This window comes from Actinomycetota bacterium, assembly GCA_030776625.1.
Lineage (GTDB): Bacteria > Actinomycetota > CADDZG01 > CADDZG01 > WHSQ01 > MB1-2.
Genome location: JALYHL010000006.1, coordinates 177,340 through 201,366 on the forward strand (window position 1 = coordinate 177,340; position 24,027 = coordinate 201,366).

23 protein-coding genes, 1 tRNA gene and 1 pseudogene are annotated in these 24,027 nt (G+C 67.5%); 23 read left to right on the top strand and 2 right to left on the bottom strand.

Going from position 1 to position 24,027, the window contains the following annotated elements:
- The first annotated feature begins 39 nt into the window (after positions 1-39).
- Together M3N53_11225 and M3N53_11230 are read left to right on the top strand one after the other, a co-directional pair.
- Entirely contained in the window at positions 40-315 is a 276-nt protein-coding gene (locus tag M3N53_11225; GenBank protein ID MDP9068899.1) for an acylphosphatase, read from the top strand.
- Positions 316-381: 66 nt separating this feature from the next.
- Positions 382-3,456, top strand: coding sequence for an AAA family ATPase (locus tag M3N53_11230; GenBank protein MDP9068900.1), 3,075 nt, complete (start codon positions 382-384; stop codon positions 3,454-3,456).
- On the opposite strand, the gene M3N53_11235 is transcribed toward M3N53_11230, so the two are convergent.
- Positions 3,446-4,792 (bottom strand): hypothetical protein, encoded by a 1,347-nt coding sequence (locus M3N53_11235; GenBank protein MDP9068901.1) that lies wholly within the window; start codon positions 4,790-4,792, stop codon positions 3,446-3,448. The two genes, M3N53_11230 and M3N53_11235, sit on opposite strands and share 11 nt — an antisense overlap.
- Positions 4,793-4,891: 99 nt before the next feature.
- On the opposite strand from M3N53_11235, the gene ftsY reads away from it, so the two are divergent.
- The 20 genes and pseudogenes from ftsY (at position 4,892) to M3N53_11335 (ending at position 22,449) form a co-directional block, all read left to right on the top strand.
- On the top strand, positions 4,892-6,028 hold the full coding sequence (gene ftsY / locus M3N53_11240; GenBank protein ID MDP9068902.1) for a signal recognition particle-docking protein FtsY: 1,137 nt from the start codon (positions 4,892-4,894) through the stop codon (positions 6,026-6,028).
- The gene (locus tag M3N53_11245) at positions 6,029-6,931 is read left to right on the top strand and encodes an NAD(P)H-binding protein (protein ID MDP9068903.1); all 903 of its coding nucleotides are present in this window, start codon (positions 6,029-6,031) and stop codon (positions 6,929-6,931) included.
- Positions 6,928-7,233 carry a hypothetical protein gene (locus M3N53_11250; protein MDP9068904.1) on the top strand — a complete coding sequence of 102 codons (306 nt, stop codon included), beginning with the start codon at positions 6,928-6,930 and terminating at the stop codon, positions 7,231-7,233. Before M3N53_11245 ends, M3N53_11250 begins: the two co-directional genes overlap by 4 nt.
- A 4-nt stretch (positions 7,234-7,237) precedes the next feature.
- Positions 7,238-8,593 carry a signal recognition particle protein gene (gene ffh / locus M3N53_11255; protein MDP9068905.1) on the top strand — a complete coding sequence of 452 codons (1,356 nt, stop codon included), beginning with the start codon at positions 7,238-7,240 and terminating at the stop codon, positions 8,591-8,593.
- 85 nt (positions 8,594-8,678) lie between these two features.
- Positions 8,679-9,131, top strand: a complete 453-nt coding sequence (gene rpsP / locus M3N53_11260) for a 30S ribosomal protein S16 (protein ID MDP9068906.1) — start codon at positions 8,679-8,681, stop codon at positions 9,129-9,131.
- The gene (locus M3N53_11265; protein MDP9068907.1) at positions 9,128-9,364 is read left to right on the top strand and encodes a KH domain-containing protein; all 237 of its coding nucleotides are present in this window, start codon (positions 9,128-9,130) and stop codon (positions 9,362-9,364) included. The genes rpsP and M3N53_11265 overlap by 4 nt, the downstream gene beginning before the upstream one ends.
- Positions 9,365-9,367: 3 nt before the next feature.
- On the top strand, positions 9,368-9,868 hold the full coding sequence (rimM, locus tag M3N53_11270; GenBank protein MDP9068908.1) for a ribosome maturation factor RimM: 501 nt from the start codon (positions 9,368-9,370) through the stop codon (positions 9,866-9,868).
- Positions 9,869-9,871: 3 nt separating this feature from the next.
- Entirely contained in the window at positions 9,872-10,543 is a 672-nt protein-coding gene (gene trmD, locus M3N53_11275; protein MDP9068909.1) for a tRNA (guanosine(37)-N1)-methyltransferase TrmD, read from the top strand.
- A gap of 64 nt (positions 10,544-10,607) precedes the next feature.
- Positions 10,608-12,482 (top strand): excinuclease ABC subunit UvrC, encoded by a 1,875-nt coding sequence (uvrC, locus tag M3N53_11280; protein ID MDP9068910.1) that lies wholly within the window; start codon positions 10,608-10,610, stop codon positions 12,480-12,482.
- Positions 12,479-13,375, top strand: a complete 897-nt coding sequence (gene rapZ / locus M3N53_11285; protein MDP9068911.1) for an RNase adapter RapZ — start codon at positions 12,479-12,481, stop codon at positions 13,373-13,375. The genes uvrC and rapZ overlap by 4 nt, the downstream gene beginning before the upstream one ends.
- Positions 13,372-14,268, top strand: a complete 897-nt coding sequence (locus tag M3N53_11290; protein ID MDP9068912.1) for a YvcK family protein — start codon at positions 13,372-13,374, stop codon at positions 14,266-14,268. The genes rapZ and M3N53_11290 overlap by 4 nt, the downstream gene beginning before the upstream one ends.
- A 45-nt stretch (positions 14,269-14,313) precedes the next feature.
- The gene (gene gap, locus M3N53_11295; GenBank protein ID MDP9068913.1) at positions 14,314-15,324 is read left to right on the top strand and encodes a type I glyceraldehyde-3-phosphate dehydrogenase; all 1,011 of its coding nucleotides are present in this window, start codon (positions 14,314-14,316) and stop codon (positions 15,322-15,324) included.
- Positions 15,325-15,403: 79 nt separating this feature from the next.
- Positions 15,404-16,597, top strand: coding sequence for a phosphoglycerate kinase (locus M3N53_11300; GenBank protein ID MDP9068914.1), 1,194 nt, complete (start codon positions 15,404-15,406; stop codon positions 16,595-16,597).
- Positions 16,597-17,373 carry a triose-phosphate isomerase gene (tpiA, locus tag M3N53_11305; protein MDP9068915.1) on the top strand — a complete coding sequence of 259 codons (777 nt, stop codon included), beginning with the start codon at positions 16,597-16,599 and terminating at the stop codon, positions 17,371-17,373. Before M3N53_11300 ends, tpiA begins: the two co-directional genes overlap by 1 nt.
- The gene (locus M3N53_11310; GenBank protein MDP9068916.1) at positions 17,363-18,655 is read left to right on the top strand and encodes an alkaline phosphatase family protein; all 1,293 of its coding nucleotides are present in this window, start codon (positions 17,363-17,365) and stop codon (positions 18,653-18,655) included. Before tpiA ends, M3N53_11310 begins: the two co-directional genes overlap by 11 nt.
- Before the next feature lie 121 nt (positions 18,656-18,776).
- A complete protein-coding gene (secG, locus tag M3N53_11315; protein ID MDP9068917.1) occupies positions 18,777-18,953 on the top strand; it encodes a preprotein translocase subunit SecG in 177 nt (58 codons plus the stop codon).
- Positions 18,954-18,965: 12 nt separating this feature from the next.
- A complete protein-coding gene (locus tag M3N53_11320; GenBank protein MDP9068918.1) occupies positions 18,966-20,639 on the top strand; it encodes a peptide ABC transporter substrate-binding protein in 1,674 nt (557 codons plus the stop codon).
- Positions 20,636-21,982: an ABC transporter substrate-binding protein gene (locus M3N53_11325; protein ID MDP9068919.1), complete on the top strand. Its 1,347-nt coding sequence runs from the start codon at positions 20,636-20,638 to the stop codon at positions 21,980-21,982. The genes M3N53_11320 and M3N53_11325 overlap by 4 nt, the downstream gene beginning before the upstream one ends.
- Before the next feature lie 46 nt (positions 21,983-22,028).
- A tRNA-Leu gene (locus M3N53_11330) sits at positions 22,029-22,112 on the top strand.
- Positions 22,086-22,449 (top strand): annotated as a pseudogene (locus tag M3N53_11335) (hypothetical protein). The gene M3N53_11330 and the pseudogene M3N53_11335 overlap by 27 nt, the downstream one beginning before the upstream one ends.
- A 22-nt stretch (positions 22,450-22,471) precedes the next feature.
- Here the strand turns inward: M3N53_11335 and M3N53_11340 are convergent.
- Complete coding sequence (locus M3N53_11340) at positions 22,472-23,473, bottom strand: aminoglycoside phosphotransferase family protein (protein ID MDP9068920.1); 1,002 nt, start codon at positions 23,471-23,473, stop codon at positions 22,472-22,474.
- 71 nt (positions 23,474-23,544) lie between these two features.
- Between M3N53_11340 and M3N53_11345 the strand changes: the two genes are divergently transcribed.
- On the top strand, positions 23,545-24,027 hold a 483-nt coding region (locus M3N53_11345), incomplete at its 3' end, for a winged helix-turn-helix domain-containing protein (GenBank protein MDP9068921.1).

Here is a 24,027-nt window from a genome sequence, read left to right on the forward strand (position 1 = left end):
TGGATCCCGCCCTTAACCCCATGAGCAGGAGGAGCCGAATTGGAAGATAGGACGCGAGTGCATGTGTTCGTGTCCGGGGAGGTCCAGGGTCTGGGCTTCCGCCAGGCCATCGCCGACAAGGCCAACGAGCAAGGAGTCACCGGCTGGGTCCGCAACCTCCGGGACGGCCGCGTCGAGGCGGTGCTCGAGGGCCCGCGCGACGAGGTCTACCGCGTGGTGGGTCTCTGCCGCGCCGGCCCGAAGGGCGCCAAGGTCCAAGGCGTCCAGGTCGATCGCGAGCCCCCCAAGAACGAGAAGTCCTTCAAGATCAAGTAGGGCGGCGGCCGATATCCGCAGCCGGATTTCCGGGGTCGGCACCGAGGCCGCGCATAGGTTGAGCCGATGTACGTAAAGGCTTTGAGGCTGTCGGGCTTCAAGTCGTTCGCCAACCCGACCATGCTCGAGTTCGAGCCGGGCGTGAACGTCATCGTGGGCCCGAACGGCTCTGGCAAATCCAACATCGCCGACGCGCTCTCGTGGGTGCTGGGGTCGCAGGCTCCGTCGACACTCCGCGGCGGGTCGATGGAAGACGTCATCTTCGCCGGGTCGGCGAGCAAGCCGAAGCTCGGTATCGCGGAGGTCTCTCTCACGCTGGATAACTCATCGGGGATCCTGCCGCTGGATCTCTCGGAGGTGACGATCTCGCGGTCTACCGACCGCACCGGCGCGACCGAGTACCGGATCAACGGGGCGGCTTGTCGATTGTTGGATATCGCCGAGCTGTTGTCCGACACCGGCATCGGCAAGAGCATCCACACCGTCGTGGGACAAGGGCAGCTCGACGCCGTTCTTCAAGCAAGGCCGGAGGACCGTCGCCACTTCATCGAAGAGGCGGCGCAGATCGGTAAGTTCCGCCGGCGCAAGGATCGGGCCGTTCGCAAGATCGAGCGCGTCGACGACAACTTGTTGCGACTGAACGACGTCCTGGTCGAGTTACGCCGCGCGATCAAGCCGCTCAAACGTCAGGCAACCGCGGCGGCGCAGTACTCCGAGCTGGTCGGGCGTCACCGCGAGCTCCGACAGCGGTTGACGGCAACGGAGCTGCAGCGGCTTCAAAGCGAGGACGCGACCCTGGATCTCGAGTCCGACGCACACCGCGGGGCGCTGCTGGCAGAGGAGCTCGCCACCCTCCGCGCTCAGCTCGTGCCCGCGGCCGAAGAGCGAGAGGTGTTCACCACGACCGCCGAACGGACGCAACAGGTCGCGAACCGCATCGGACGGAGCGACGACCGGTTCGCGTCACTGGCGAGGCTGGCGGACGAACGAGCGGCCCGGATAGCGGGACGACTCGCGGCCGAGACAGAGGAGGGCTACCGGGAGCGGATCCGGTTGCTGGAGGCCGAGCAACAACGCTGGTCGGGCGAGGCCGGACAGCTCCAGGAGGCAGCGCGGAGGGCGAGCGCGCGGGTCCAGGCCGCGCGGGAGAGGGCGGCGTCGGCGAGAACAGCGCTCGACGAAGCCGAACACGGGCTGGGTTCCGCTCGCTCCGACGAGACGGTCGCGGCCCAGGCGTTGGTGCGGGCGGAGGGGAGCGAGGCGGCGGGACGCGCAACCGTGGGTGCGATCGAGGCCAGGGTCAGCTCCGCTCTGGAGCGGCGAGAGGCAGCGGCGAGCTCGCTCACGGCAGACGCGAGTGCGGTGGTTGCGTCCGAGCAGGACGTGAGGACGCTGGAGGCGGAGCTGGATGCGGTCGCGGAAGCCGCGGCCGCGGCCGAGACCCGGGTCGAACAGGCGCGGGAGCTCGCCGACGGGCTCCGAGCTTCTCTGGGCGCATCTCATGCCGACCTCGCGGCTGCGCTGGCTCGCGTCCAGGCACTCGAAGAGGTGCAGGACCTGTTCGCGCATCGGCCGGAGGTGGTGGACCGCCTCCGCCCCCTGCTCGAGTCATCCCGGGACCGCGCTCGTGTCGCGGGAGCGGCCGAAGAGGATGCCGCGCGGATCGTCGCGCGCGCCGACTCCGAGGTGGAGAGGTTGTGGCAGGACGTAGCGCGGCTCGACGACGAGCTCCGCCGCCTGGACGCTCTGATGTCGGGAGCGGCCGAGCGTCTCGCCGGTGCACGACGGCGCCGGGAATCCCGCGAGATCGAGCTGGCGGCGCTGGACGAGGAGCTCGCGCGGTCACGCGAAGCGCTGGCGGAGGCCGAACGGGGAGCGATCGAGGAACGGGCCGCTCTCCCGGAGCGTCGCGCTCAGCTCGAGGAGATGACGCGTCTGCGGGAGGAGGCCGAGCGGCTGGTCGTTCAGAACCGGGACGCGACGCAGGTTGCCGCGGCGGCTCTCTCGGAGATGGAGCTGGAGGAGCGGGCGGCGACCGAACGGTCGCTTGCCGCGCAGCTGCGACTGGAGGAAGCGGAGGCCGGCATCGCGGACGCCCAGAACGCGCTCGAAGGACTCGAGGATTTGCGGTCGCGCCTGCGGTCGGCTCGCCAGAGGACGGAGCAGGTCCGGGAGGCGGCGCTGCTCGCAGCCGAACGCGCGTCGGCGTGGGCGCGGGACGCCGAGCACCGCGCAGGGGAAGCCCGAGCGCAAGCGCATGGGGCGGAGCGGAAGCTGGCGGCGATGCGCGCCCGCGAGCGAGAGCTCACGGAGAAGCTCGACGAGGTGGGACGGCGCAGGAACGAGGCGGAGGTACGGCGCGCCGAGACGAGGGCCCGCACGATTGCGCTTGGGGAGCGGGCCATGGAGGAGTGGGGGCTCTCGGTCGACGAGGTCATCGTGCTGGAGGGGTTGAACCCGGTCGGCGAGCAGGAGGCGCGCGAAGAGGTCGAGAGACTGGACCGGATGATGCGCCGCCTCGGCGCCGTCAATCCGAACGCGTCGGATGAGTATGCAGAGCTCGCAGAGCGCGAGACGTTCCTGGAGAACCAGATCGAAGACCTCCGCGCTTCGAAACGAGATCTGATGAAGGTCGTGCGGGAGGTGGACGAGACGATCGTCCAGGTCTTCGGTGAGGCGTTCGAAGACGTGGCGCGCGAGTTCGAGTCCGTCTTCCAGCGGCTATTCCCCGGTGGGACGGGGCGTCTGAAGCTGATCGACCCGGACGATGTTCTGACCTCGGGTATCGACATCGAGGCACGGCCCCCGGGCAAGAACGTCCGCAAGCTCTCTCTGCTGTCCGGTGGCGAGAGGTCTCTGGTCGCGCTGGCGTTCCTGTTCGCGATCTTCCGCTCGCGGCCGTCGCCGTTCTACCTACTGGACGAGGTCGAAGCGGCGCTGGACGACATCAACCTGTTGCGCTTCCTGGGCCTCATCGACGAGCTCGAGGAACGGGCGCAGGTCCTGATCGTCACGCACCAGAAACGCACGATGGAGGCGGCAGACGTTCTCTACGGCGTCTCGATGGCGAAGGACGGGGTCTCCCACGTGATCGCGAAGCGCATGGAAGAAGTGACCGTCTTGGGACCGACTAGGGCGTAGGCGTCACATCAGCGTCGAGGACATCCAAGGCGAAGATCTCGGGGCTGATGAAGCTGCGCAGCAACTCCGCCGGTCCGTCGGGGAGCCTCACCCGGTAGACGTCGCCCCAACCCGCGCCGTAGGCCGTATCTCCCACGAGGACGTTGTTAAGCGTGTACCAGTGGCCCGGGACCGTCTTCGTAGGGCGAAGCGCGAGATCGAACAGCAGGACCTTGCTGTTGTCGTAGGTGCCCGGCAGCAACACCATCGTGTTGTCGTCCAGCCACACGATCGAGCCCGCGACCCCGGGCCCTAGTCGCTTCTCCTTCACGGTCGGCGGGTCGACAGATAGGTCGATCAGTTTCAACTTCCCGACATCGCCGCCGGTCACGTCTGCGAGCTTCGTCCCGTCTGGGCTCAGGGAAAGTCCGGTTCCCGGTGGGAGGTTCCTCGCCACCCGGACGCGCACCCGCTCCGTCAGATCGAAGTACGACAAGACGCGGCCGCGCTTGCCCTCGCGCATGTACACGCGATCAGCGCGGAACGCGTCTACGTGCGCAGTCCCGGCGTACAGCAATGACGTCTCGTTGTTGCGCAGCAACCAGATGAAGCTTTGCGCGTACCGTTCCTGATAGTCGGCGGAAGTGAGGACGATCTCGTCGGCTTCGGGATCACTACAGCGCAATCCGGTAACGGATTGGCCCCACCAAGCGGAGTGCTCGAAGGTGAGCTCTTGCTCGCGTACGATCTCCATCGAGGCGGTCTCTCTTACGGCCAGCCGCGGCCGTCGGCGCTCGAGATGGATCTCGACGAAGCGCCTGGATCCTGGGCATGCGTCGATACCTATCGCCCGACCCTGGCCGAAGCCATAGGCGAGAGTTCGCCCCTGAGCATCGAGGGCGATCACGCGCGCTGGCCCGAGCGATCCACCGACGAGCAACTCGATCGGTCCCTCACCGTCGGGAGGGGGAAGACCTCGTGCGACTTGGCGTAGCTTCCCCGGACTCATCTGTGAGCACAGGCCCGAGCTCCATCCCTCCTGACTAGACCCCTCGAGGAGAAGGCCGTAGTCGCGCCCTCTGGTGACGGCAAGGCCGCAGCTACCGCCGCCCGCAGAGCTGTGGACCTGGATCCGGTCGCCCAGGTCGCCCTTTATCGCTTCGTCAACACGGAAGGTATAGACAGCCGAGTAACCGTCGGGCGCGAGCCGCCGAAACAGGAACTCTCCGATGAAGGCGCCGTCGCTCGCCTCGAGCGCGTCGTAAGGATCGCCGGAGAAGCAGGTACAGGCCGTGGCCGGCAGCGCGCTGCCGAGAAGCGCGACCGCCGTTAGCGCGAGAACGACCTTGGCCCGCATCCCGGGGACGTTACATCTAGGACGTGCTCGTTACCAGGGGCGGCTTCATTCGTTGCGGCGCCTGGCGCCGCGGCACGTGAGGTCGTTTAGCCTCGCGGCATGCCGGAGGGGATCACTACAGAGCTCATCGTGTTCGCGGTCCTGATCGCGATCGTCGGCAGCGTCTTCCTGCTGGCGCGACGGAAACCACCCGCGGATCTCCCGCCGGCGGACCCCGACCACGGCGCTACTGCCGCCACGGCCACGAGCGCCGAGACCCCCGGTGACACGGCGCTTGTCGCACCCGAGGCCGCTGCGCCCATCGTCACCGAGGCTCCCGCGCCCGTGGTCGAGAAGGCCCCCCGACCGTCGTTGCGCGAGCGGCTGGGTCGCAGCCGCAGGTTCCTGGGCGATCGCTTGGCCGAGGCGTTGGGCACCGGACCCGACGATGACACCTGGGACGACGTCGAGGCCGTTCTGATACAGGCCGACGTCGGTGTGGACGTCGCAACGCAGGTGACGGACGATCTGAGGTCGAAGGCGCGCGAGCGGCGGATCACCTCTCCTGAAGAGGTCCGCGGTCTCCTCGCCGAGGAGCTGATCTCCTTGTTCGACACCGAGCGCGACCGCGGTCTCACCTTCGCGCCGGAGGGCACCACCGTGTGGCTGATCGTCGGCGTCAACGGCACCGGCAAGACCACGACGATCGGAAAACTAGCGCGCGACCTCTCCGAGCGCGGCCGGAGCGTCGCCCTCGCCGCCGCCGACACCTTCCGCGCCGCCGCCGACGAACAGCTGGGGGTGTGGGCCGAGCGGGCGGGAGCACACCTGGTGAAGCACCAGCCGGGAGCGGATCCCGGCGCGGTGGCGTTCGATGCATATCGCTTCGCGAGCGCGCGGAAGCTCGATGTTCTCGTGATCGACACGGCCGGAAGACTCCACACGAAGACTCCCCTTATGGACGAGCTCGGAAAGGTCCGGAGGGTCGTGGAGAAGGAGGGCCGCGTCGACGAGGCGTTGCTCGTGATCGACGCGACCGCCGGTCAGAACGGTTTGGTGCAAGCACGTGAGTTCGCGGAAGCGGCGGGGGTCACGGGCATCGTCCTCACGAAGCTGGACGGGACCGCCAAAGGCGGCATCGCTCTCGCGATCGAACGGACCCTGGACATCCCGATCAAGTTGATCGGGGTCGGCGAAGGAGCGGACGACATAGAGCCCTTCGACCCGAAGACGTTCGTCGACGCGCTCCTTTCATAGATGAAAGTTGTCGTCGCGGGCGGCACCGGATTCCTCGGGCGCCACATCTGCAAGGCGCTCCTGCGGGGCGGTCACGACGTCACGGTCCTCGGGCGCAACCCCGACAAGGTCGCGTCCATCCCGGAGCTCCAGGGCGCCAACGCGACCAGGGGCGACGTGACCGATCCCGCAAGCCTCGTCGGACGCTTCGAAGGCGCGGACGCCGTCGTCCAGGCGGTGCAGTTCCCCAACCACCCGATCGAGGTTCCGCGCAGGGGCCTCACCTATGACCGCTACGACCGGCAGGGGACCGAGAACGTACTTAACCAGGCGCGGCGTTCCGGCGTTCAGCGGTTGGTCTACATCAGTGGTGCCGGAGCCGATGCGGTGAGCGAGAAGCCGTGGTACCGGGCGAAGGGGCTGGCCGAGCAAGTGATCTTCGCCAGCGGCATCGACTACGCGATCGTGAGGCCGTCGTGGGCGTACGGACCGGAGGATCGCGCTCTGAATCGTTTCGTCCAGATAGCGCGGCTCTCTCCGGTGGTGCCGCAGCCCGGCGCGACGCCACAGCGCATCCAGCCGATCTACGTGGGAGACGTCGCCCTGGTCGTCGCGCGCATCTTCGAACGCGAGGCGTGGAACGAGATCTACGAGATCGGCTCGCGCGAGGTCATGACGATGAACGAGGTTGTCCGCACGCTGCTCGATGTGATGGGGAAGAAGCGCCCCGTCGTTCCGATTCCGACGGGGTTGCTGAAGGTCGCGACCGCGCCGCTGAAGGTATTGCCGGCTCCTCCCATGACCCCGCAGGGGATCGAGTTCGCCACGCAGGAGGGGTTGGTCGATATCTCGAAGGCTGTGCAGCTGTTGGGGTTCGAGCCGTTGTCCTTCCGCGACGGCCTCGCGCTCTACATGAAGCGATGAGCATGCACGGCGAGGAGGGGCCGCCGCCCATAGACGAGAAGCACCGGATGACGCTTCGGGTGGTCGCGATCTTCGCCTGTTACGCGCTGTACTTCTTCCTCAGCCGCGAGCACACGGCGCCTGCTGCCCTCGTCGGGCTCGGAACGTTGCTCCTGGCCCTCGGTCTGATCGACAGGTGGACGTTGAGGCGGCGCGACCGATCGGGCCTGATGCAGGTCGGCAAGACCATCCTGGGCGTGGGGCTGCTTGGCCTGGGGATCTTCCTTTACGTGACGGCAACCGACATGCGCCCGGTAACTTAGCTAGATGTTCGATTCACTTTCCGGGCGTCTCGACGACATCTTCACGCGCCTGCGTTCGAAGGGGCGCCTGTCGGAGAAGCAGATCGACGAGGTCCTGCGCGAGATCCGGCTCGCGCTGCTGGAGGCAGACGTCTCCTTGAAGGTTGTGAAGGCTTTCGTGCGCGACGTGAAGGAGCGGGCGGAGGGGGCCGAGATCCACAAGAGCCTGACCCCGGCGCAGCAGGTGATCAAGCTCGTGCACGCGGCTCTGATCGACGTGCTGGGGCACGAGACCGTGGGGTTGCAGCCCTCGCCCGCCCCGCCCCGCGTGATCTTGATCGCGGGGTTGCAGGGTTCGGGAAAGACCACCGCGGCGGCGAAGCTCGCGCGGCTCCTGAAGAGCCAGGGCCGGAAACCGCTGCTGACGGCGTGCGATCTGCGCAGGCCCGCGGCGATCCGCCAGCTGCAGCTGCTGGCGGAGCAGGCGGGGGTCGCGGTGTACGCGGAGCCGGACGCATCCGCCGACGACGCGCCACAGGTGGCGGCGCGGGCGCTCACCCGGGCGCGGGATGACGGGGCGACGGACCTGATCGTCGACACCGCGGGTCGGATGCACGTGGACCCCGACCTCATGGCCGAGCTGGGGAGCGTGGCGAAGGCGGTGGCTCCAACGGAGACGCTGCTGGTGTGCGACGCGATGACCGGTCAAGACGCGGTCAACGTCGCGCAGTCTTTCCTGGAAGAGGTCGACGTCACGGGGATCGTGCTCACGAAGCTGGACGGTGATGCCCGCGGCGGCGCGGCCCTCTCGATGGCCTACGTGACGGGGCGCCCGATCAAGTTCGCGGGTGTGGGCGAGAAGCTCGCCGACCTCGAGCCCTTCCACCCGGACCGGATGGCCTCGCGGATCCTCGGCATGGGAGACGTTCTCACGCTGATCGAGAAGGCGGAATCGGCCTTCGACGAGGCCGAGGCCCGCAAGATGGAGGAGAAGCTCCGGAAGGCCGACTTCACCTTCGAGGACTTCCTGAACCAGATGCAGGCGCTCAAGAAGATGGGACCGCTGTCGCAGGTCATGGGGATGATCCCGGGGATGTCGAAGCTCCCCGTCGCAGACATGCAGGTCGACGACCAGCTGCCGAAGATCGAGGCCATCATCCGGTCGATGACGCCGCAGGAACGCAACGATCCTTCGATCATCAAGGGTCGTCGCCGCGCGCGGATCGCGGCCGGCTCCGGCACCTCGATCCAGGAGGTCAACAAGCTGGTCAAGCAGTTCGACCAGGTCCGCAAGATGGTGAGGGCGATGTCTGGCGGCGGCAAGGCGGGCAAGATGCGCCTGCCGGCGGGCATGAAGCTCCCGCCGGGGATGGGTTTCTAGGGCGCATCGGCGGGCGGCCGAGCGGCGGTTCGGCAGGCCTGGCTGCTAATATCGAGCCTCCCCGTCCTTTTTCCTTAGGAGAGACATGGTTCGGATCAGGTTGATGCGCGTCGGCAAGAGGAAGCAGCCGTCGTACCGAGTGGTGGTGGCTGACTCCCGGAGCCCGCGCGACGGCCGGATCATCGAGGCCATCGGGCACTATCAGCCGCGCCTGGAGCCGTCCGGCGTCTCCATCGACACCGACCGCGCGCAGTACTGGATCGACCGGGGCGCGCAGCCCTCGAACCAGGTCCGCAAGCTCCTCACCATCGCGTCCTCCGGTGGAGCGGAGGCCGCGGCCGCCGAGCAGCCGAAGAAGGCTCCGGCGAAGGTGAAGGCGACCCCGGCCGCGTCGGTTGCCGACGAGGCCAGAGAGGACGACGAGGCCGGCGCCGCGGAGCTCCCGGAGGCCGTCGATCAGGCCGCGGCGGCTCCCGAGGCCGACACCGGCGAGGTCGCAGGCTCCGAGGCGGCCGAGGGTGAGGACGACCAGGCTTGACCCGTCGCGTCGTCGAGTACCTGTCGCCGTGGCTGCTCGATCATCCGGATGAGCTCGAGATCCACGAGGCCGAAGGTGAACGGGGCGCGCTCGTACTCGAGCTGACGGTGAACCCCGAGGACATGGGCAAGATCATCGGCAAGCGCGGCCGCATCATCAGATCGATCCGTTCTCTGGCGCGCGCCGCGGGGCAAGTCGGCGGCGAAACCGTCCTCGTCGAGGTCGTCGACTAGAGGATGACCCCTCCCGGCATGCTGCTCGCCGGCGAGATCGGGAAGCCCCACGGCACCGCGGGCGACGTCTACGTCGTTCGCATCTCCGACGACCCGAACCGCTTCGACCCCGGCGCGGTGTTGACCCACGAAGACGGCCGCGAGCTGGTCGTGGAGTCATCCCGCGTCCACCGCGACCGGTTCCTCGTGCGCTTCGAAGGTGTGGCCACGCGCGAGCAGGCCGAGGCTCTGCGAGGGCCGCTCTACGTCCCCGCCGAGGCTCGACGCGAGCTCGAGGAGTCGGAGTACTGGGAGCAGGACCTGGTCGGCTGCACGGTGGAGCTCGCCGACGGGAACGAGGTCGGAACCGTGAGCGACGTGATCGTGCGCCCCGCACAGGACCTGCTCGAGGTGGACACCCCGGCCGGAACGCGCTTCGTTCCGTTCGTTCAAGCGATCGTCAAGGAGGTGGACCTCGACGCTCGCCGCGTCCTCGTCGATCCTCCTGCGGGGTTGTTCGACTAGACGATGCACATCGACCTCGTCACGATCTTTCCGGAGCTCGTTAACCCGCACCTCGATGCGAGCTTGCTCGGAAAGGCGATCGCCAAGGGCAGCATCTCGGTGAAGGTCCACGACCTGCGGGAGAAGGGGCTCGGCGCGCACCGCTCGGTCGACGACGCTCCTTACGGCGGCGGCGCCGGCATGGTGATGCGGCCCGAGCCCATCTTCGAGACGGTGGAGCCGTTGCAGACGCGCGACAGCTACACGGTTCTCTTGTCGCCGCGCGGCACGCTGTTCCGCCACGAGGTGGCGCAACGGCTGTCGGAGCTCGACCACCTGATCCTCATCTGCGGCCGCTACGAGGGCGTCGACGAGCGCGTGGCCGAGCACCTCTGCGACGAGGAGATCTCGATCGGCGACTTCGTCCTGGCCGGAGGAGAGGTCGCCGCACTAGCCGTGGTCGAAGCGGTCACGAGGCTGGTCCCGGGCGTGGTCGGTAACCCCATGTCGCTGGACTCCGAGTCGCACGCCGCCGGTCTCCTGGAGTACCCGCAATACACGCGGCCCGCCGAGTACCGGGGCTGGAGCGTTCCCGACGTCCTCGTGTCGGGGAACCACGCGGAGGTGGCGCGATGGCGACGGGAGCGATCCCGCGCCCTGACCGCCGCTCGCAGGCCGGACCTGGCGAAGGAATGAGTGCGGCCACGGTGCGGGAGCGGGGCTGCCGGGCCACAACGTCAGCGGGGGAGACAATGGAGGCGTGGCCACCCGCACGCGCATAGCCCGTCCCGAGGCGGGCTCGATACCGACGAGCCCCGGCGTCTATACCTTCCGCGACCGAGAGGGCCGACCCATCTACGTCGGTAAGGCGAAGTCGCTCAGGAGTCGCCTGTCCAACTACTTCGCGAGCGATCTGCACCCGCGCACGCGGGCGATGGTCGAGGCCGCGACGGACGTCGAGTGGATCCTTACCGATAACGAGGTAGAGGCCCTGCACCTCGAGGTCAACCTCATCAAGCAGCACCGGCCCCGCTACAACGTCCGGTACCGGGACGACAAGAGCTATCCGTACCTGGCGATCACGCTCGACGAGGAGTATCCGCGGGCTCGCGTGATGCGGGGGCCGAAGAAGAAGGGCGTCCGCTATTACGGCCCCTTCGCCCATGCGTACGCGATCCGCGACACGCTCGACCTCCTGCTGCGGACCTTCCCGATGCGGACGTGCTCGCAAGGCGTCTTCGACCGCTGCCGCCGTCGCAACCGCCCCTGTCTCCTCTACGACATCGAGCGCTGCGCCGGGCCGTGCGTGAAAGCGGTCACTCCCGAGGAGCACCGGGCGATCGCGCTGGAGATGTGCGAGTTCCTCGCGGGGGACACCAAGCCGGTCGTGGAGCGTCTCGAGCGCGAGATGAAGAAGGCGGCCGCGGAGCAGCAATACGAAGTGGCGGCCAAGATGCGAGATCAGCTGACGAACGTCAGCAAGGTGATCGAGCGCCAGCAGATGGCGTCCTCGAAGGCGGAGGACATGGACGTCATCGGGGTGGCCGAAGACGAGCTGGAGGCGGCCTTCCAGGTGTTCTTCGTGCGTGGGGGCCGCGTCACCGGGCGCAAGGGCTACATCGTGGACAAGGTCGAGGATCTAGAGGCCGACGAGCTGATCGCCAAGTTCCTGGAGCGTATCTATGCCGACGCCGAGGTACCTCGCCAGGTTCTCGTTCCCGTTGATCCCAGCGAGCGCGAGCTGATCGAGACGTGGTTGTGGCGCTTGCGCGGCTCCAAGGTAGAGGTGCGGGTACCGCAGCGGGGAGAGAAGCGCGCGCTATTGGAGACCGTCACCGAGAACGCGCGCCAAGCGTTCTCGCGGCATCGCTTGAAGCGCGCGAGTGACTTCGCGGCCCGCTCCAAACAGCTCAACGAGCTCCAGGGCTTCATCGGGATGGACGAAGCTCCCCTGCGTATCGAGTGCTACGACATCTCTAACACCGGCCCGAGCGAGGCGGTGGGCTCGATGGTCGTGTTCGAGGACGGATTGCCGAAGCGCTCCGACTACCGGAGGTTCGCGATCAAGTGGACCAGCGGTCCGGACGACGTAGCGATGATGGGCGAGGTGATCCGCAGACGCTTCTTACGCTTCTTGGACGAGCAGTCGGAAGATGCGGCCAGATCCAGACGCTTCGCGTACCCGCCTAACCTCGTGGTGATCGATGGAGGCAAGGGCCAGCTGAACCGGGCTGTCGAGGTGATGGACGAGCTCGGCGTGACCGGGGTGACCGTCGTGTCGCTGGCGAAGCGGATGGAGGAGGTCTTCCTGCCGGGGCGCGCCGAGCCGATCCAGATCCCGCGCGGAGCCGACGCTCTGTATCTCCTGCAGCAGATCCGGGACGAGGCCCATCGGTTCGCCCTCACCTATCACCGTCTGAAGAGAGGCAAGAGCATGACGCGCTCCGCCCTCGACGGAATCCCAGGTCTCGGGGAGACGCGGCGCAAGCAGCTGTTGAAGCATTTCGGCTCCGTCAAAAAGGTGCGTGAGGCGTCGCTGGAGGAGCTGGAGGCGACCCCGCGGCTCCCGCGAGCGGTCGCCGCGGCCGTCTACGACGCGCTGCATGCGGACGGCTCGGGGAGGCGGGCCTCGTGAGCCTCTCGCGCCGCTCCACCGCGAACGTCGAGGTCACCGTCCTGACGGGATTGTCCGGAGCTGGTCGCTCCGAGGCCGCCAAAGCTCTCGAGGATCTGGGCTGGTTCGTGATCGACAACCTCCCGCCGGCCCTCATCCGAAAGATGTTGACCCTGGCGCTCGCAGCCGGCGACATCAACCGCATCGCCCTCGTTATCGATGCGCGCGGTGGGGCTTTCTTCGAGGAAGCCGCCGCGGAGCTGTCCAAGCTCCGCCGCGACGTCGCGAACTTCCGGATGGTGTTCCTCGAGGCTTCCGACGACGCGCTGGTGCGACGTTTCGATGCCACCCGCAGACGGCACCCTCTTGCGACCGAGGACCGCGTGGAGGTGGGGATCCAGCGCGAGCGCGAGGTGATGGCGCGCTTCCGCGAGGGCGCGGACCTGATAGTGGACACTTCCGATCTCTCCGTGCGCGCGCTGCGGACGAAGCTCTCGGCGTTCTTCCATCCCGGCTCGGCTTCCGATGGGTTGAAGACGACCGTGATCTCGTTCGGCTTCAAGCACGGGCTTCCGCTGGACGCCGACATGGTCCTCGACGTTCGGTTCCTCCCGAACCCTCACTGGGTGGAGGAGCTGAGACCACTTACCGGGCTCGACGACCGCGTGAAGGCCTACGTCATGGGCAAGGACGTCACGCAGGACTTCCTGGTAAGGGCGACCGACCTCCTGGCGGTGTTGCTGCCGGGGTACCAGGGCGAGGGCCGTCACTACCTGACGATCGGGCTCGGTTGCACGGGTGGACGACACCGCTCCGTGGTCCTCGCGCAGGCCATCGGCGACTTCATCGAGGAGAAGGGTTACGGAGTGAAGGTGATCCACCGCGACGTCGGGCGCGCGGCCGCGGCCTCATGAGCAAGAAGGTGAAGGTGGTGGGGATCGGCGGTGGGCACGGTCTCGCCGCGACACTGCGGGCCGCTTCGTTATACGCGGACGAGATCGCCGCGGTCGTCACCGTCGCCGACGACGGCGGCTCGTCGGGCCGGTTGTCCCGCGAGCTCGGGATCCCGCCGCCGGGTGACATCCGCAACTGCCTCGTCGCGCTCGCCGATGGCTCCGCGCTCGGGGATCTCTACCAGCACCGGTTCTCCGCCGGTGCGCTCACGGGTCACACCGTCGGGAACCTGTTGATCGCGGCTCTGACGGAGATGACGGGGGACTTCGCCCAGGCGGTGCGGCAGGCCGGGGAGCTTCTCGGGAGCCGGGGCGCCGTGTACCCCGCCACGACCGAGCGCGTGCAGCTCGGGGCGCGGGTCGACGGCGGGACCGTCAGCGGCCAGGTCGCCGTCGCCCAGTCGAAGAGACGCATCCACGAGGTCTACCTGGATCCGCCGAACCCGGCCGCGTTCCCCGCGGCGGTGGACGCGATCCGCGCGGCAGACCAGGTCGTTCTAGGTCCTGGGAGCCTGTTCACGAGCCTGATCGCGACGCTGCTGGTGCCGGAGATCCGCGCGGCTCTGCTCGAGTCGAGCGCCCGGATGGTCTTCGTCTGCAACAACCGCATCCAGAAGGGAGAGACCGAGGGGCTCGATGCGACTGCGCACTTCGATGCGCTGACGGCGCACCTCGGAACGGGACGCGTGGATGCGATCGTCGTGCAGGCGCCGCTGCTGCATCCCGACGGCGTCCGGTACGAGGTGGCCGAGCTGTCGCGCAGCGGAGCCGCCGTGGTCGAGGCCGACGTCTCTGACCCCGCGGGCGGACATGACCCGCCAAAACTCGCTGGGGTGCTCGGATCGCTCCGTTAGTACACTGGTTTCACTAACCAACAATCCTCCAGGGAGGGATCGTCAATGGCGACGCGCATCGGCATCAACGGCTTCGGGCGGATCGGCCGCAACTTCTACCGCGCCCTCGAGGCGAAGGGATCCGACCTCGAGCTCGTGGCCGTCAACGACCTCGGAGACGCGGAGACGATGGCCCACCTCTTGAAGTACGACTCGGTCCACGGCCGGCTCGGACGAGAGGTGAAGGTCCAGAACGGCGGCTTCAGCGTCGACGGCAAGGACCTGAAGCTCCTGTCGGAGAGGGACCCCGCGAACCTCCCGTGGGGTGATCTGGGTGTGGACGTGGTGATCGAGTCGACCGGCTTCTTCACGAAGCGCGCGGATGCCGCGAAGCACGTGGAGCAGGGCGGCGCGAAGAAGGTCATCATCTCAGCCCCCGCGAAGGAAGAGGACATCACGATCGTCATGGGCGTGAACCACGAGGACTACGACGCCGACAGCCACACGATCATCTCCAACGCCTCGTGCACCACGAACTGCGTCGTGCCCCTGGCCAAGGTCCTGCAGGACAACTGGGGGATCGACAAGGGCTTCATGACGACCTGTCACGCGTACACGAACGACCAGAACACGCTCGACCTGGCGAAGGACGACCTCCGTCGCGCGCGAGCAGCCGCGATCAACATCATTCCTACCTCGACGGGCGCGGCCAAGGCCGCGTCGCTGTCGCTGCCGGAGCTGAAAGGGCGCCTGGACGGTCTGGCTTTGCGCGTGCCGGTGCCCGACGGCTCGATCACCGACATCGTTGCGGTCCTGAACGAAGAGGTCACGAAGGACCAGGTGAACGACGCTTACCGCGAGGCGGCGCAGAGCGCCGCGATGAAGGGGATCCTCCAGTACACCGAGGACCCCATCGTCTCGTCGGACATCGTCGGCAATCCGTACTCCTGCATCATCGACGGCCTCTCGACGATGGCGAACGGGAACATGGTGAAGGTGCTCGGCTGGTACGACAACGAGTGGGGCTACTCGAACCGGTTGGTCGACCTCACGGAGCTCGTAGCGTCCAAGCTGTAGGAGCCTGCACCGCGCTGTAGAACAGCGCACGTCGCATGCTACCGAGGGCGGCGAGGCTGAGCCTCTAGACTCTGCCGCCATGCCCGCCCTTCCCACGTTCGACCGGCTCGAGGTCGAGAATCGACGCGTGCTGGTGCGCTGTGACCTGAACGTGCCATTGAAGGACGGACAGGTAAGCGACGACCTTCGGGTGAGGGCAGCGGTGCCGACGTTGCAGGCGCTGTTGGAGCGCGGCGCGTCGCTTGCGGTCTGCTCCCATCTGGGCCGTCCCAAGGGTCGCATCGTGGAGGAGCTGCGGCTGGCTCCGGTCGCGGAGCGTCTGTCGGAGTTGCTCGGGGTCGAGGTCGACGCCCTCGACGAGGTCGTGGGTGAAAAGGCCCGAGCCGCCTGTGCGTCCCACGCGAAGGTGGTCCTGCTCGAGAACCTGCGCTTCGAGCCCGGTGAGGAATCGAACGACCCGCGGCTCGCGGAGCAGCTTGCCGAGCTGGCGGATGTTTACGTGAACGATGCCTTCGGCGCCGCCCACCGCGCGCACGCCTCGATCGTCGGGGTGGCGGAGCGGCTGCCTTCGGCCGCCGGATACCTCTTGGCAGACGAGGTCCAGAAGCTCGAACGCCTCCTTCACGCGCCGGAGCCGCCGTTCGTGGCGATCCTGGGCGGAGCCAAGGTGTCCGACAAACTCAGCGTGATCGGCAACCTCTTGGAGAAGGTCGACGCGATGTGCATCGGCGGGGCGATGGCGTTCACGCTGCTAGTGGCAGAGGGACGTGAAGTGGGCCGTTCGCTGGTCGAGGTCGACCGGGTGGAAGAGGTCCAGGGAGTCCTCGCCAGGGCGCGGCAGCGAAGCGTCGAGATCCACCTGCCGATCGATGTGGTTGCAGCCACTTCTCCCGACGCGGGTGCCGAGTACGAGGCGGTCCCGCTCGGCGTGATCGGCGACCGCATGGGCCTCGACATCGGGCCCGGCTCGTCGGCTCGATTCGCAGAGGTCGTCGCGGGCGCGAAGACGGTCCTGTGGAACGGCCCGATGGGGATGTTCGAGCTGGAGCCGTACGCGCACGGGACCCGCGCCGTGGCAGAGGCCGTGGCAACCGCGACGCGCAACGGCGCCTACACGGTCGCCGGCGGGGGAGACTCTGCGGCCGCTCTCGCGCAGATGGACATGACAGATGCCGTATCCCACCTGTCCACCGGTGGCGGCGCGTCGCTCGAGCTTCTCGAGGGGCGCGACCTGCCGGGCGTGGCTGTGTTGCGGAAGAAAGGAGAGTCCTGATGAGGACGCCGCTCATCGCGGGGAACTGGAAGATGAACAAGACGCACCTCGAGGCGATCCACTTCGTCGAGCAGCTGGGTCACGAGCTCGCGAATCACGACGCTCGCCGGGTGGAGGTGGTGCTGTGCCCGCCCGCCACCGCGCTTCGTTCGGTTCAGACGACGATCGACGACCGGCACCAGACGTTCGGGCTGGGCGCGCAGAACATGCACTTCGAAGACTCCGGCGCCTTCACCGGCGAGGTCTCCCCGTTGATGCTGAAGGCTCTGCACGTGAAGTACGTGATCCTCGGACACTCGGAGCGGCGGGAGATGTTCGGCGACACGAACGAGAGCGTGAACCAGAAGGTGCGCGCCGCGTTCGCCCACGGGCTCATCCCCATCATGTGCTGCGGCGAGACCGATATGGAGCGCACCAACGCGCGAACCGAGGCAAAGGTGGAAGCCCAGGTGCGAGAGGGGTTGTCGGGTCTGGCCGAGGCGCAGGCGCGTGAGGTCGTCGTCGCGTACGAGCCCATCTGGGCGATCGGCACCGGGAAGACGGCTACTCCCGAAGATGCGCAGACGACGATCTCGTTCATCAGGGGGGTCCTGACGGATCTCTTCTCCGACGATGTGGCCACCGGGATCCGGATCCTGTACGGGGGCAGCATGAAGGCGGGGAACGCGGCCGCACTCGTGCGGCAGGCCGATATCGACGGGGGTCTGGTCGGCGGAGCCTCCTTGGATGCGGGCGAGTTCGCGGCGATGGTCAAAGCGGTGGCCGGTGGCTCTTAAGAACATCGTCTACGTGATCCTTGATGGTCTCGGCGACGACCCGCTAGAGCCGCTCGGCGGCGCCACCCCTCTCGAGGCGGCGGCGACCCCGAACCTGGATCGTCTCGCCCGCGACGGCCGCAACGGGTACGTCACGACGGTCGGCGAGGGGATCGCCCCCGAGTCCGACATCGCGGTCCTCTCGATACTCGGCTACGACCCCCACGAGCACCACACCGGTCGTGGCCCCCTCGAGGCGGTCGGCGCTGGCGTCGAGGTGCGCGATGGCGACCTGGCCTACCGCGTCAACTTCGCAACGGTGGAGCCCGAGGGGGACCGGTGGGCCATCGTCGACCGCCGCGTCGGCCGTGATCTCTCTTCCGAGGAGGCTCACGAGCTGGCGGCCGAGGTGAACGAGAAGGTGTCGCTACCCGGTGCAACGTTCGAGCTGAAGGCGACCGTCGGGCACCGCGGGATCGTGGTCCTGCGCTCCGACGAAGGCGAGCTCTCGGCCGAGGTCGAGAACTCGGATCCCGCCTATGGCCGCCAAGGGGCGCTGGGTGTGGCGCGCGAGACCTTCGACAACCACGTCGTGCACGTCTCGCCCGTGTCGGGTCACGAGGGAGATCCCGCCGCCCGCCGGGCCGCCGATCTCACGAACGAGTGGCTGCGCGGGTCATTCGCCGTGCTCGATGCATCCGAGGTGAACGGGCGGAGGAGGAAGGCGGGGAAGCTCGCCGGCAACTTCATCTTGACCAGGGACGGCGGTGACCACCTCCCGAAGCTCATGTCGTTCAAGGAGAAGTTCGGGCCTCAGATGGGTTGCTTCGTCGAGATGCCGGTAGAGCTCGGGATCGCTCGACTCACCGGGATGGGCATCGTCGAGGCGCCGACCGGGATCCCTGCCGCCGAGCAGTACGAGCTGTGGGCCGACCTGGCGCTCGAGGCGAACGAGGGCTACGACGGTCTCTATATCCACATCAAAGGCCCGGATGTGCCCGCCCACGACGGCGACCACGAGGCCAAGATCGCCAGCATCGAGGAGATCGACTCGATCTTCTTCGGGCGGCTGCTGGGGTCGCTCGATCTCGATCGCTCGATCCTGGCCGTCACGGCAGACCACTCCACGAGTTGCGCCCGGAAGGCTCATACCGACGGGCCCGTGCCGTTGCTGGTCTCCGGGGGCGGAGTCAGCTCGGACGCGGTCGACACATACGGAGAATCGGCCTCGAGACGGGGAGCGATCGGGCACCTGCTCGGCCCCCAGATCATGCCGAACCTCGTCGAGCTTGCCCGGTCGTGAACCCGTTAGCGCGGCGCGGCCGTTACGCTGTAGGGGCTGAACCCGCTAGCCCACAGGAGCCTCGCCCGTGCTGACCAACATCTTGATCGTCATCCATCTGGCCGCCTGCGGCGCCCTCATCATGCTGATCCTGCTCCACGCGGGACGAGGCGGAGGTGTCTCCGAGATGTTCGGTGGCGGCATGCAGAGCCAGGCGATGGGATCCACCGTGATGGAGAAGAACCTCGACCGCATCACCGTTATCACCGCCATCGTCTTCGCCGGCACCACCATCCTTCTCGCCTCCCGGCTCTCTTAGCCGGACGCCCCGATGCCGAGCCGGAACGCGCGCGCCTTCTTCTGCTTGCTCTTCGCGTTCGTGCTGTTCGCCGGCGCATGTACGGAGGCGGGCGGTGATCGGGTTCCCGAGGCGACCGAGAGCGAAACGGGCGTAGGGCCCGAAGACGACGTCACCCCTCCGGATCCTCAAGCGACCTCGGCCGTGTTCGATCCCACGGACGAGGTGTTGAACGTCGCGATCCCCGAGCCGGCGAGCCTCGATCCCCTTCGGATCCAGGACCCGGGGTCGGTCTTGGTGGCGCGGCAGCTCTACGAGGGCCTGACCCGGTGGGACCCGATAGAAGAGCGCGTTCGCCCGGCAGCGGCGAAGGGTTGGAAGGTCTCGAACGGTGGGCGCACGTTCACGTTCAAGCTGCGCCAGGGGATGACCTTCCACGACGGGTCGCCGGTGACATCCAGGGACTTCCGCTACGCCTTCGATCGCATCGCACTGAAGGAGAACGCTTCGGATCTCGCATACACGCTGGACCGGGTCGAGGGGTTCACGGAGGTCAACCAGCTAGGGGAGTCGCAGCACCTATCCGGCCTCAGGACGCCGAGCGACCTCGTCTTCCAGATCACGCTTTCCGAACCGTTCTACGACCTGCCCGCACTGCTCACGCACCCGGCTCTGGTGCCGCTGTCGCAGCGCATCGTGAACAAGATCGACCGGTTCCTCTCCGCGCCCATAGGGAACGGCCCCTTCCAGATCGCCGAAGAGTGGTCGCCGGGACAGCCGGTGATCCTCGAGGCTTTCCCCGGGTTCATCGAGACCCCCGAGCTCGACGGGATCCGGTTCCTCCCTCACCCGGACGCCGCCGCGTCGTGGCTGCGGTTCCGGGACGGGGAGCTCGACGTGGCGGAGGTCCCCGCAGGGCAGATAGAAGACGCCGAGCAGGCATACGGCACCGGGGGGTTCCAGCCGTTCCTGGCCTCCTACTACTACGGCTTCAACCTCCGCTCGAAGGCGCTCGGCGACATCCGGCTCCGCAAAGCGATCAACCGCGCGATCGATCGCAACGAGATCAGCACCTCGATCTACAAGGGCACCATGACCCCGCCGCGCGGCATCGTTCCCGCGGGGATGCCCGGGTTCCAAGAGAACATCTGCGCGGTCATGTGCCGCTACAGCCCGGGCGTCTCCCGCAAGCTGGTGAAGTCGCTGTCGAAGAAAGAGAGGAAGGTCGTCGTCGAGTTCACGAAGGGCGATCCACACGACGACGTGGCCCGCCTCGTGCGCCGCGACCTCGAGGAGGTGGGTCTGCAGGTGAAGGTGAGGTCCTTCCCCTTCTCCAAGTACCTGCGCCGGCTTCGCGATCAGCAACAGAGCGTCTACAGGCTGGGTTGGATAGCTGAGTTCCCCGTTCCGGACGTCTTCCTGTCACCTCTGTTCCGTTCCGACTCTCCCGACAACCACTCCGGGTTCTCGTCCCAGAAGGTCGACACGCTGTTGACGAAGGCTCACGCCGAGCCGTCGGACGGGCGAAGGGTGCAGCTCTACATCCAGGCCGAGAAGGAGATCTTGAAGCAGGTGCCCGTCGCGCCGATCGGATCGTTCGTCACCCACTGGGCCACGCAGTCTCGGGTGAAGGACCTGCGCTTCGATGTGATGGGCGGCTTTGATGCTGTGAACGTGTTCCTGGAAGCCGAAGACCAAGAGGGTTGATCCGGCGGCGGCACCGCGTTGTCACCGGTTGCCTCTTTCTGTCTCTCACGATCGTCGCGTGCGACCGGGACGCAGAGGTGGGGGCCCCGGTCCCGGCGGCTCCTTCGGTCCCGGCGGAGCTTCCGCGCGGAGGAGCGGTGGTCGTCGGTGTGTTCGGCGAGCCCGCCACTCTCGACCCTTATTCGCCGGTCGCCTCCGACCTCACGTACGCGCTGGCGGCGCCCGTGTACCGCAGTCTGTACCGGTTCGATCAAGAGGGGGCCTCCGTCCCGGATCTCGTCCAGTCGCTGGACGTTTCCGGTGAGGTCGCGACGGTCACGCTCGTGGACGCGAGGTGGAGCGACGGGAGCCCCATCACATCAGCAGACGTTGCCGCCACGATCGCTCGCGCCACGCCACCGTCCGGATTGACCGAGATCGATTCCGTCCAGCGACACGGGCCGCAGCGCCTGGTCCTCACGGGACGGGTGGAGGACTGGCCGCAGACGCTCGCGAGGATCTCGTTCGTCCTTCCCGAGAAGGGCGGTGGCTTGTACTCGGGCCCTTTCTCGATCGCGTCGCGAACGGAGGGACTCGAGGTCGTTCTGCGCCCCAACCTGGCGGCAGTCGACGCGCCACTCCTGGACGAGGTGACGGTTCGTTTCACCGAAGGCGTCGAGTTCCTGCTCGCGTTGCTGCGAGCGGGTGATCTCGACGTCGCCGTCATCCCCTCGTCGATCAACCTCGATCAAAGGATGGAGGAGCTGGGTCTGCTTCACGCAGACGTCCCGGGATGGGAGCGGGTGGTGCTCGACATGGAGGGTAGCGATCTCACTCCTGCTCAGCGCGAGGAGGTGGCGGAGGCGATAGATCGCCGCGCCATCGCGACCGGTTTCCTGCGGCGGGACGGCCACATCATCGACAGCCTGTACGCGGACCCAGGTGACGCCGAGAGCACCGGCCCATTCGCGGAGGTGTTCCGCGGCGAGGGCCGCGGCAACGGGACCTCGGTGCAGATCGGGACCCCTTCGGGCGACGAGCTGGTCGAGTTGATCCAGCGCCTCGTTCAGGTGCAACTCGACCGGGCCGGCTTCGATGTCGAGTTGATCAACCTCGACGCGCGCACGTTCTACGGTGAGTGGCGCCGCGACGACCCGGTCGATATCGCCATCCGCCGGGTCGCCGGGGGACCGGCCGCGGGCTCTGAAGCCGCCGCCGTGCGCTCGCTGGACACGATCCCCCTGTTCCAGGTGGAGTCGGTGATCGCGTGGCGCGCCGGCGTCGGCGGTATCAGCGTCGTACCGACGTTTGAGGGGCCGCTGTCGCGCGCCCACGAGTGGTACCTGGCGCCGGCCGGAGGATAGGCGCCCGATATAATCGCCCCGGCCCTGCACCCGGGGCCTTTCTTACGTCGGAGTGGCGGAATTGGCAGACGCGCTAGCTTGAGGGGCTAGTGGCCGCAAGGCTGTGGGGGTTCAAGTCCCCCCTCCGACACCCAGGATTACCAGCGCCGTCGGGCTGACCGAGCAGCAGGCGCGCGATCGAGGACGCGACGTCCTCACCAAGCTCTATCCGTTCTCGGCGAACGCGCGCGCGCTCATGCTGGGAGGCGGCCGGGGGTTCGTGAAGACGGTGGCCGACAAGGCGGTGCGATCGTAGGATCCACATCCTCGGGCCGCGTGCTTCCGACCTCATCTCGGAAGCCATGCTGGTTACGTCGTGGGAGGCGTACCCGGCGGAGCTCGCCGAGATCATCCACCCGCACCCGACGCTTTCGGAGGCGGTCGGCGAGACGTTCCTCGAGCTAGCAGGAAAGCCGCTCCACGGCTAGCGACCTCAGGCCGCCGGGGATGTCAGATCGGTGACCAGGCCTGCAATGCCTTGTCGATGGTCGGGATCCACCAGGACAAGGCTGTCTCCGATGCCGCTTGCGCCGCGGCTCGTTTCGCCTCGTCCCTCGCTATCACGATCTCCAAAGCGAAGTTGGGGCCCAACTGCACGAGTCCTCCGATGAGGGCGAGCTGCAGCGCGCGTTCGTCGTGGCGGTCGCCGGAGTAGGCGCGGAACAATTCGATCACGTCGTCGTATGGGGCGTGGATGACAGACCCCTCGAAGACCAGGAACGACGCGAGATCGACGGCCGCCGGCGCCGTCCCCGTCCTCTCACCCCAGTCGACCAGCACGACGCGCTCGTCGGTGAACCCGAGGTTCGCAAGCCTCACGTCCCCGTGGACGAGGGTCTGGGAACACTTCCTCAACTCGTCTGCCAAAGGCTGAGGCTGCTCGGCCAGCTTCAGGATCGCGTCACCGATGTCGGCAGGCACGAGCTTGGGGAAGAGCTCCCAACATCCAGCGATGGTGTTCCCAACCCACGTATCGCCCTCCTCGGCCTCGCGCCGGCCGGTCTCAGGCGAGAGGAGGTTGTACCGCTCCTCCAGCGAGCACAGCGCCGGGAAGCTCTCTTCCCAGAACGTCGCGTGCAGCGCGGCGAGGGCGCCCACCAGCCGTTCCAGCCGAGCACGGTCGAGCTGCTCGCCGTCGTGCATCAAGACGTCGGACACATCGGTCATGAAGACGCTCCAGGAGCCGTCGTCACCCGCTTCCACGGCCACGGTGGCGTGGTCGATGACCGGCGGCAGGCGCTCGATGATGCCGTCGGTCCACATAGACACGATGCGGCCGCGGTCGTTGGTCGCCCTAGAAATCCAGTCCCATTGGGGCGACACCCGTTTGAGGACGAGCTCGCGTCCGTCGCGCAGGGTCACCCGCTCGAGCTTGTTCCCGGAGGCACCCCCGGCGCCCAACGGGCGCCGGTCTACGATCTCGGCTGTGAGGCTCTCGTGAGTCTGTCTCATACGCAGCAAGATAGCGGGGGGTCATTGCAGTGCCGTTGCAGGCTCGTGCCGCGCGCTCCAAGGGACCGTTCGTGCGCGTAGCGAGCACCAGCCCGCCCCGCTTCCGGATCCATCTGCTGGGCCGTTTCCAGCTTCTCCGCGACGGCGAAGCGGTGCCCGAGAAGCAGATCGGCAGCAAGAAGGGGCGCACCCTGCTCAAGCTGCTTGCCGTGAATGCAGGTACCTCGGTCCCGGTGGATCGGATCGTCGATGCGCTGTGGGCGAGCGCGCCTCCTGCGCGGGCCGAGGAGAACGTCGCGACCCTCGTCAGCCGGCTGCGCGCGGTCATCGGGGCCGGCGCGATCGAGGGGGGACGTCACGCCTACTCGCTCGTGCTCGGACCGCTCTTGGAGGTCGACCTCGGTGAGGCCGAGCGCCTGGCCGCCGAGAGCGAGGCGCGCCTGGCGCGCTCGGAGCCGACGTTGGCGCGCGTGGCGGCGGAACGCGCGACCCGGCTCCTGGGCGCGGGAGAGCTCCTCGCTGAGGAACCCGACGCAGCTTGGGCGGACGACGCG

Excerpts from the sequence above, each read along its gene's own strand:
- M3N53_11230 (MDP9068900.1), top strand. The coding sequence starts at position 382 with ATGTACGTAAAGGCTTTGAGGCTGTCGGGCTTCAAGTCGTTCGCCAAC.
- M3N53_11235 (MDP9068901.1), bottom strand. The coding sequence starts at position 4,792 with ATGCGGGCCAAGGTCGTTCTCGCGCTAACGGCGGTCGCGCTTCTCGGC.
- ftsY (MDP9068902.1), top strand. The coding sequence starts at position 4,892 with ATGCCGGAGGGGATCACTACAGAGCTCATCGTGTTCGCGGTCCTGATC.
- M3N53_11245 (MDP9068903.1), top strand. The coding sequence starts at position 6,029 with ATGAAAGTTGTCGTCGCGGGCGGCACCGGATTCCTCGGGCGCCACATC.
- M3N53_11250 (MDP9068904.1), top strand. The coding sequence starts at position 6,928 with ATGAGCATGCACGGCGAGGAGGGGCCGCCGCCCATAGACGAGAAGCAC.
- ffh (MDP9068905.1), top strand. The coding sequence starts at position 7,238 with ATGTTCGATTCACTTTCCGGGCGTCTCGACGACATCTTCACGCGCCTG.
- rpsP (MDP9068906.1), top strand. The coding sequence starts at position 8,679 with ATGGTTCGGATCAGGTTGATGCGCGTCGGCAAGAGGAAGCAGCCGTCG.
- rimM (MDP9068908.1), top strand. The coding sequence starts at position 9,368 with ATGACCCCTCCCGGCATGCTGCTCGCCGGCGAGATCGGGAAGCCCCAC.
- trmD (MDP9068909.1), top strand. The coding sequence starts at position 9,872 with ATGCACATCGACCTCGTCACGATCTTTCCGGAGCTCGTTAACCCGCAC.
- M3N53_11290 (MDP9068912.1), top strand. The coding sequence starts at position 13,372 with ATGAGCAAGAAGGTGAAGGTGGTGGGGATCGGCGGTGGGCACGGTCTC.
- gap (MDP9068913.1), top strand. The coding sequence starts at position 14,314 with ATGGCGACGCGCATCGGCATCAACGGCTTCGGGCGGATCGGCCGCAAC.
- M3N53_11300 (MDP9068914.1), top strand. The coding sequence starts at position 15,404 with ATGCCCGCCCTTCCCACGTTCGACCGGCTCGAGGTCGAGAATCGACGC.
- tpiA (MDP9068915.1), top strand. The coding sequence starts at position 16,597 with ATGAGGACGCCGCTCATCGCGGGGAACTGGAAGATGAACAAGACGCAC.
- secG (MDP9068917.1), top strand. The coding sequence starts at position 18,777 with ATGCTGATCCTGCTCCACGCGGGACGAGGCGGAGGTGTCTCCGAGATG.
- M3N53_11320 (MDP9068918.1), top strand. The coding sequence starts at position 18,966 with ATGCCGAGCCGGAACGCGCGCGCCTTCTTCTGCTTGCTCTTCGCGTTC.
- M3N53_11340 (MDP9068920.1), bottom strand. The coding sequence starts at position 23,473 with ATGAGACAGACTCACGAGAGCCTCACAGCCGAGATCGTAGACCGGCGC.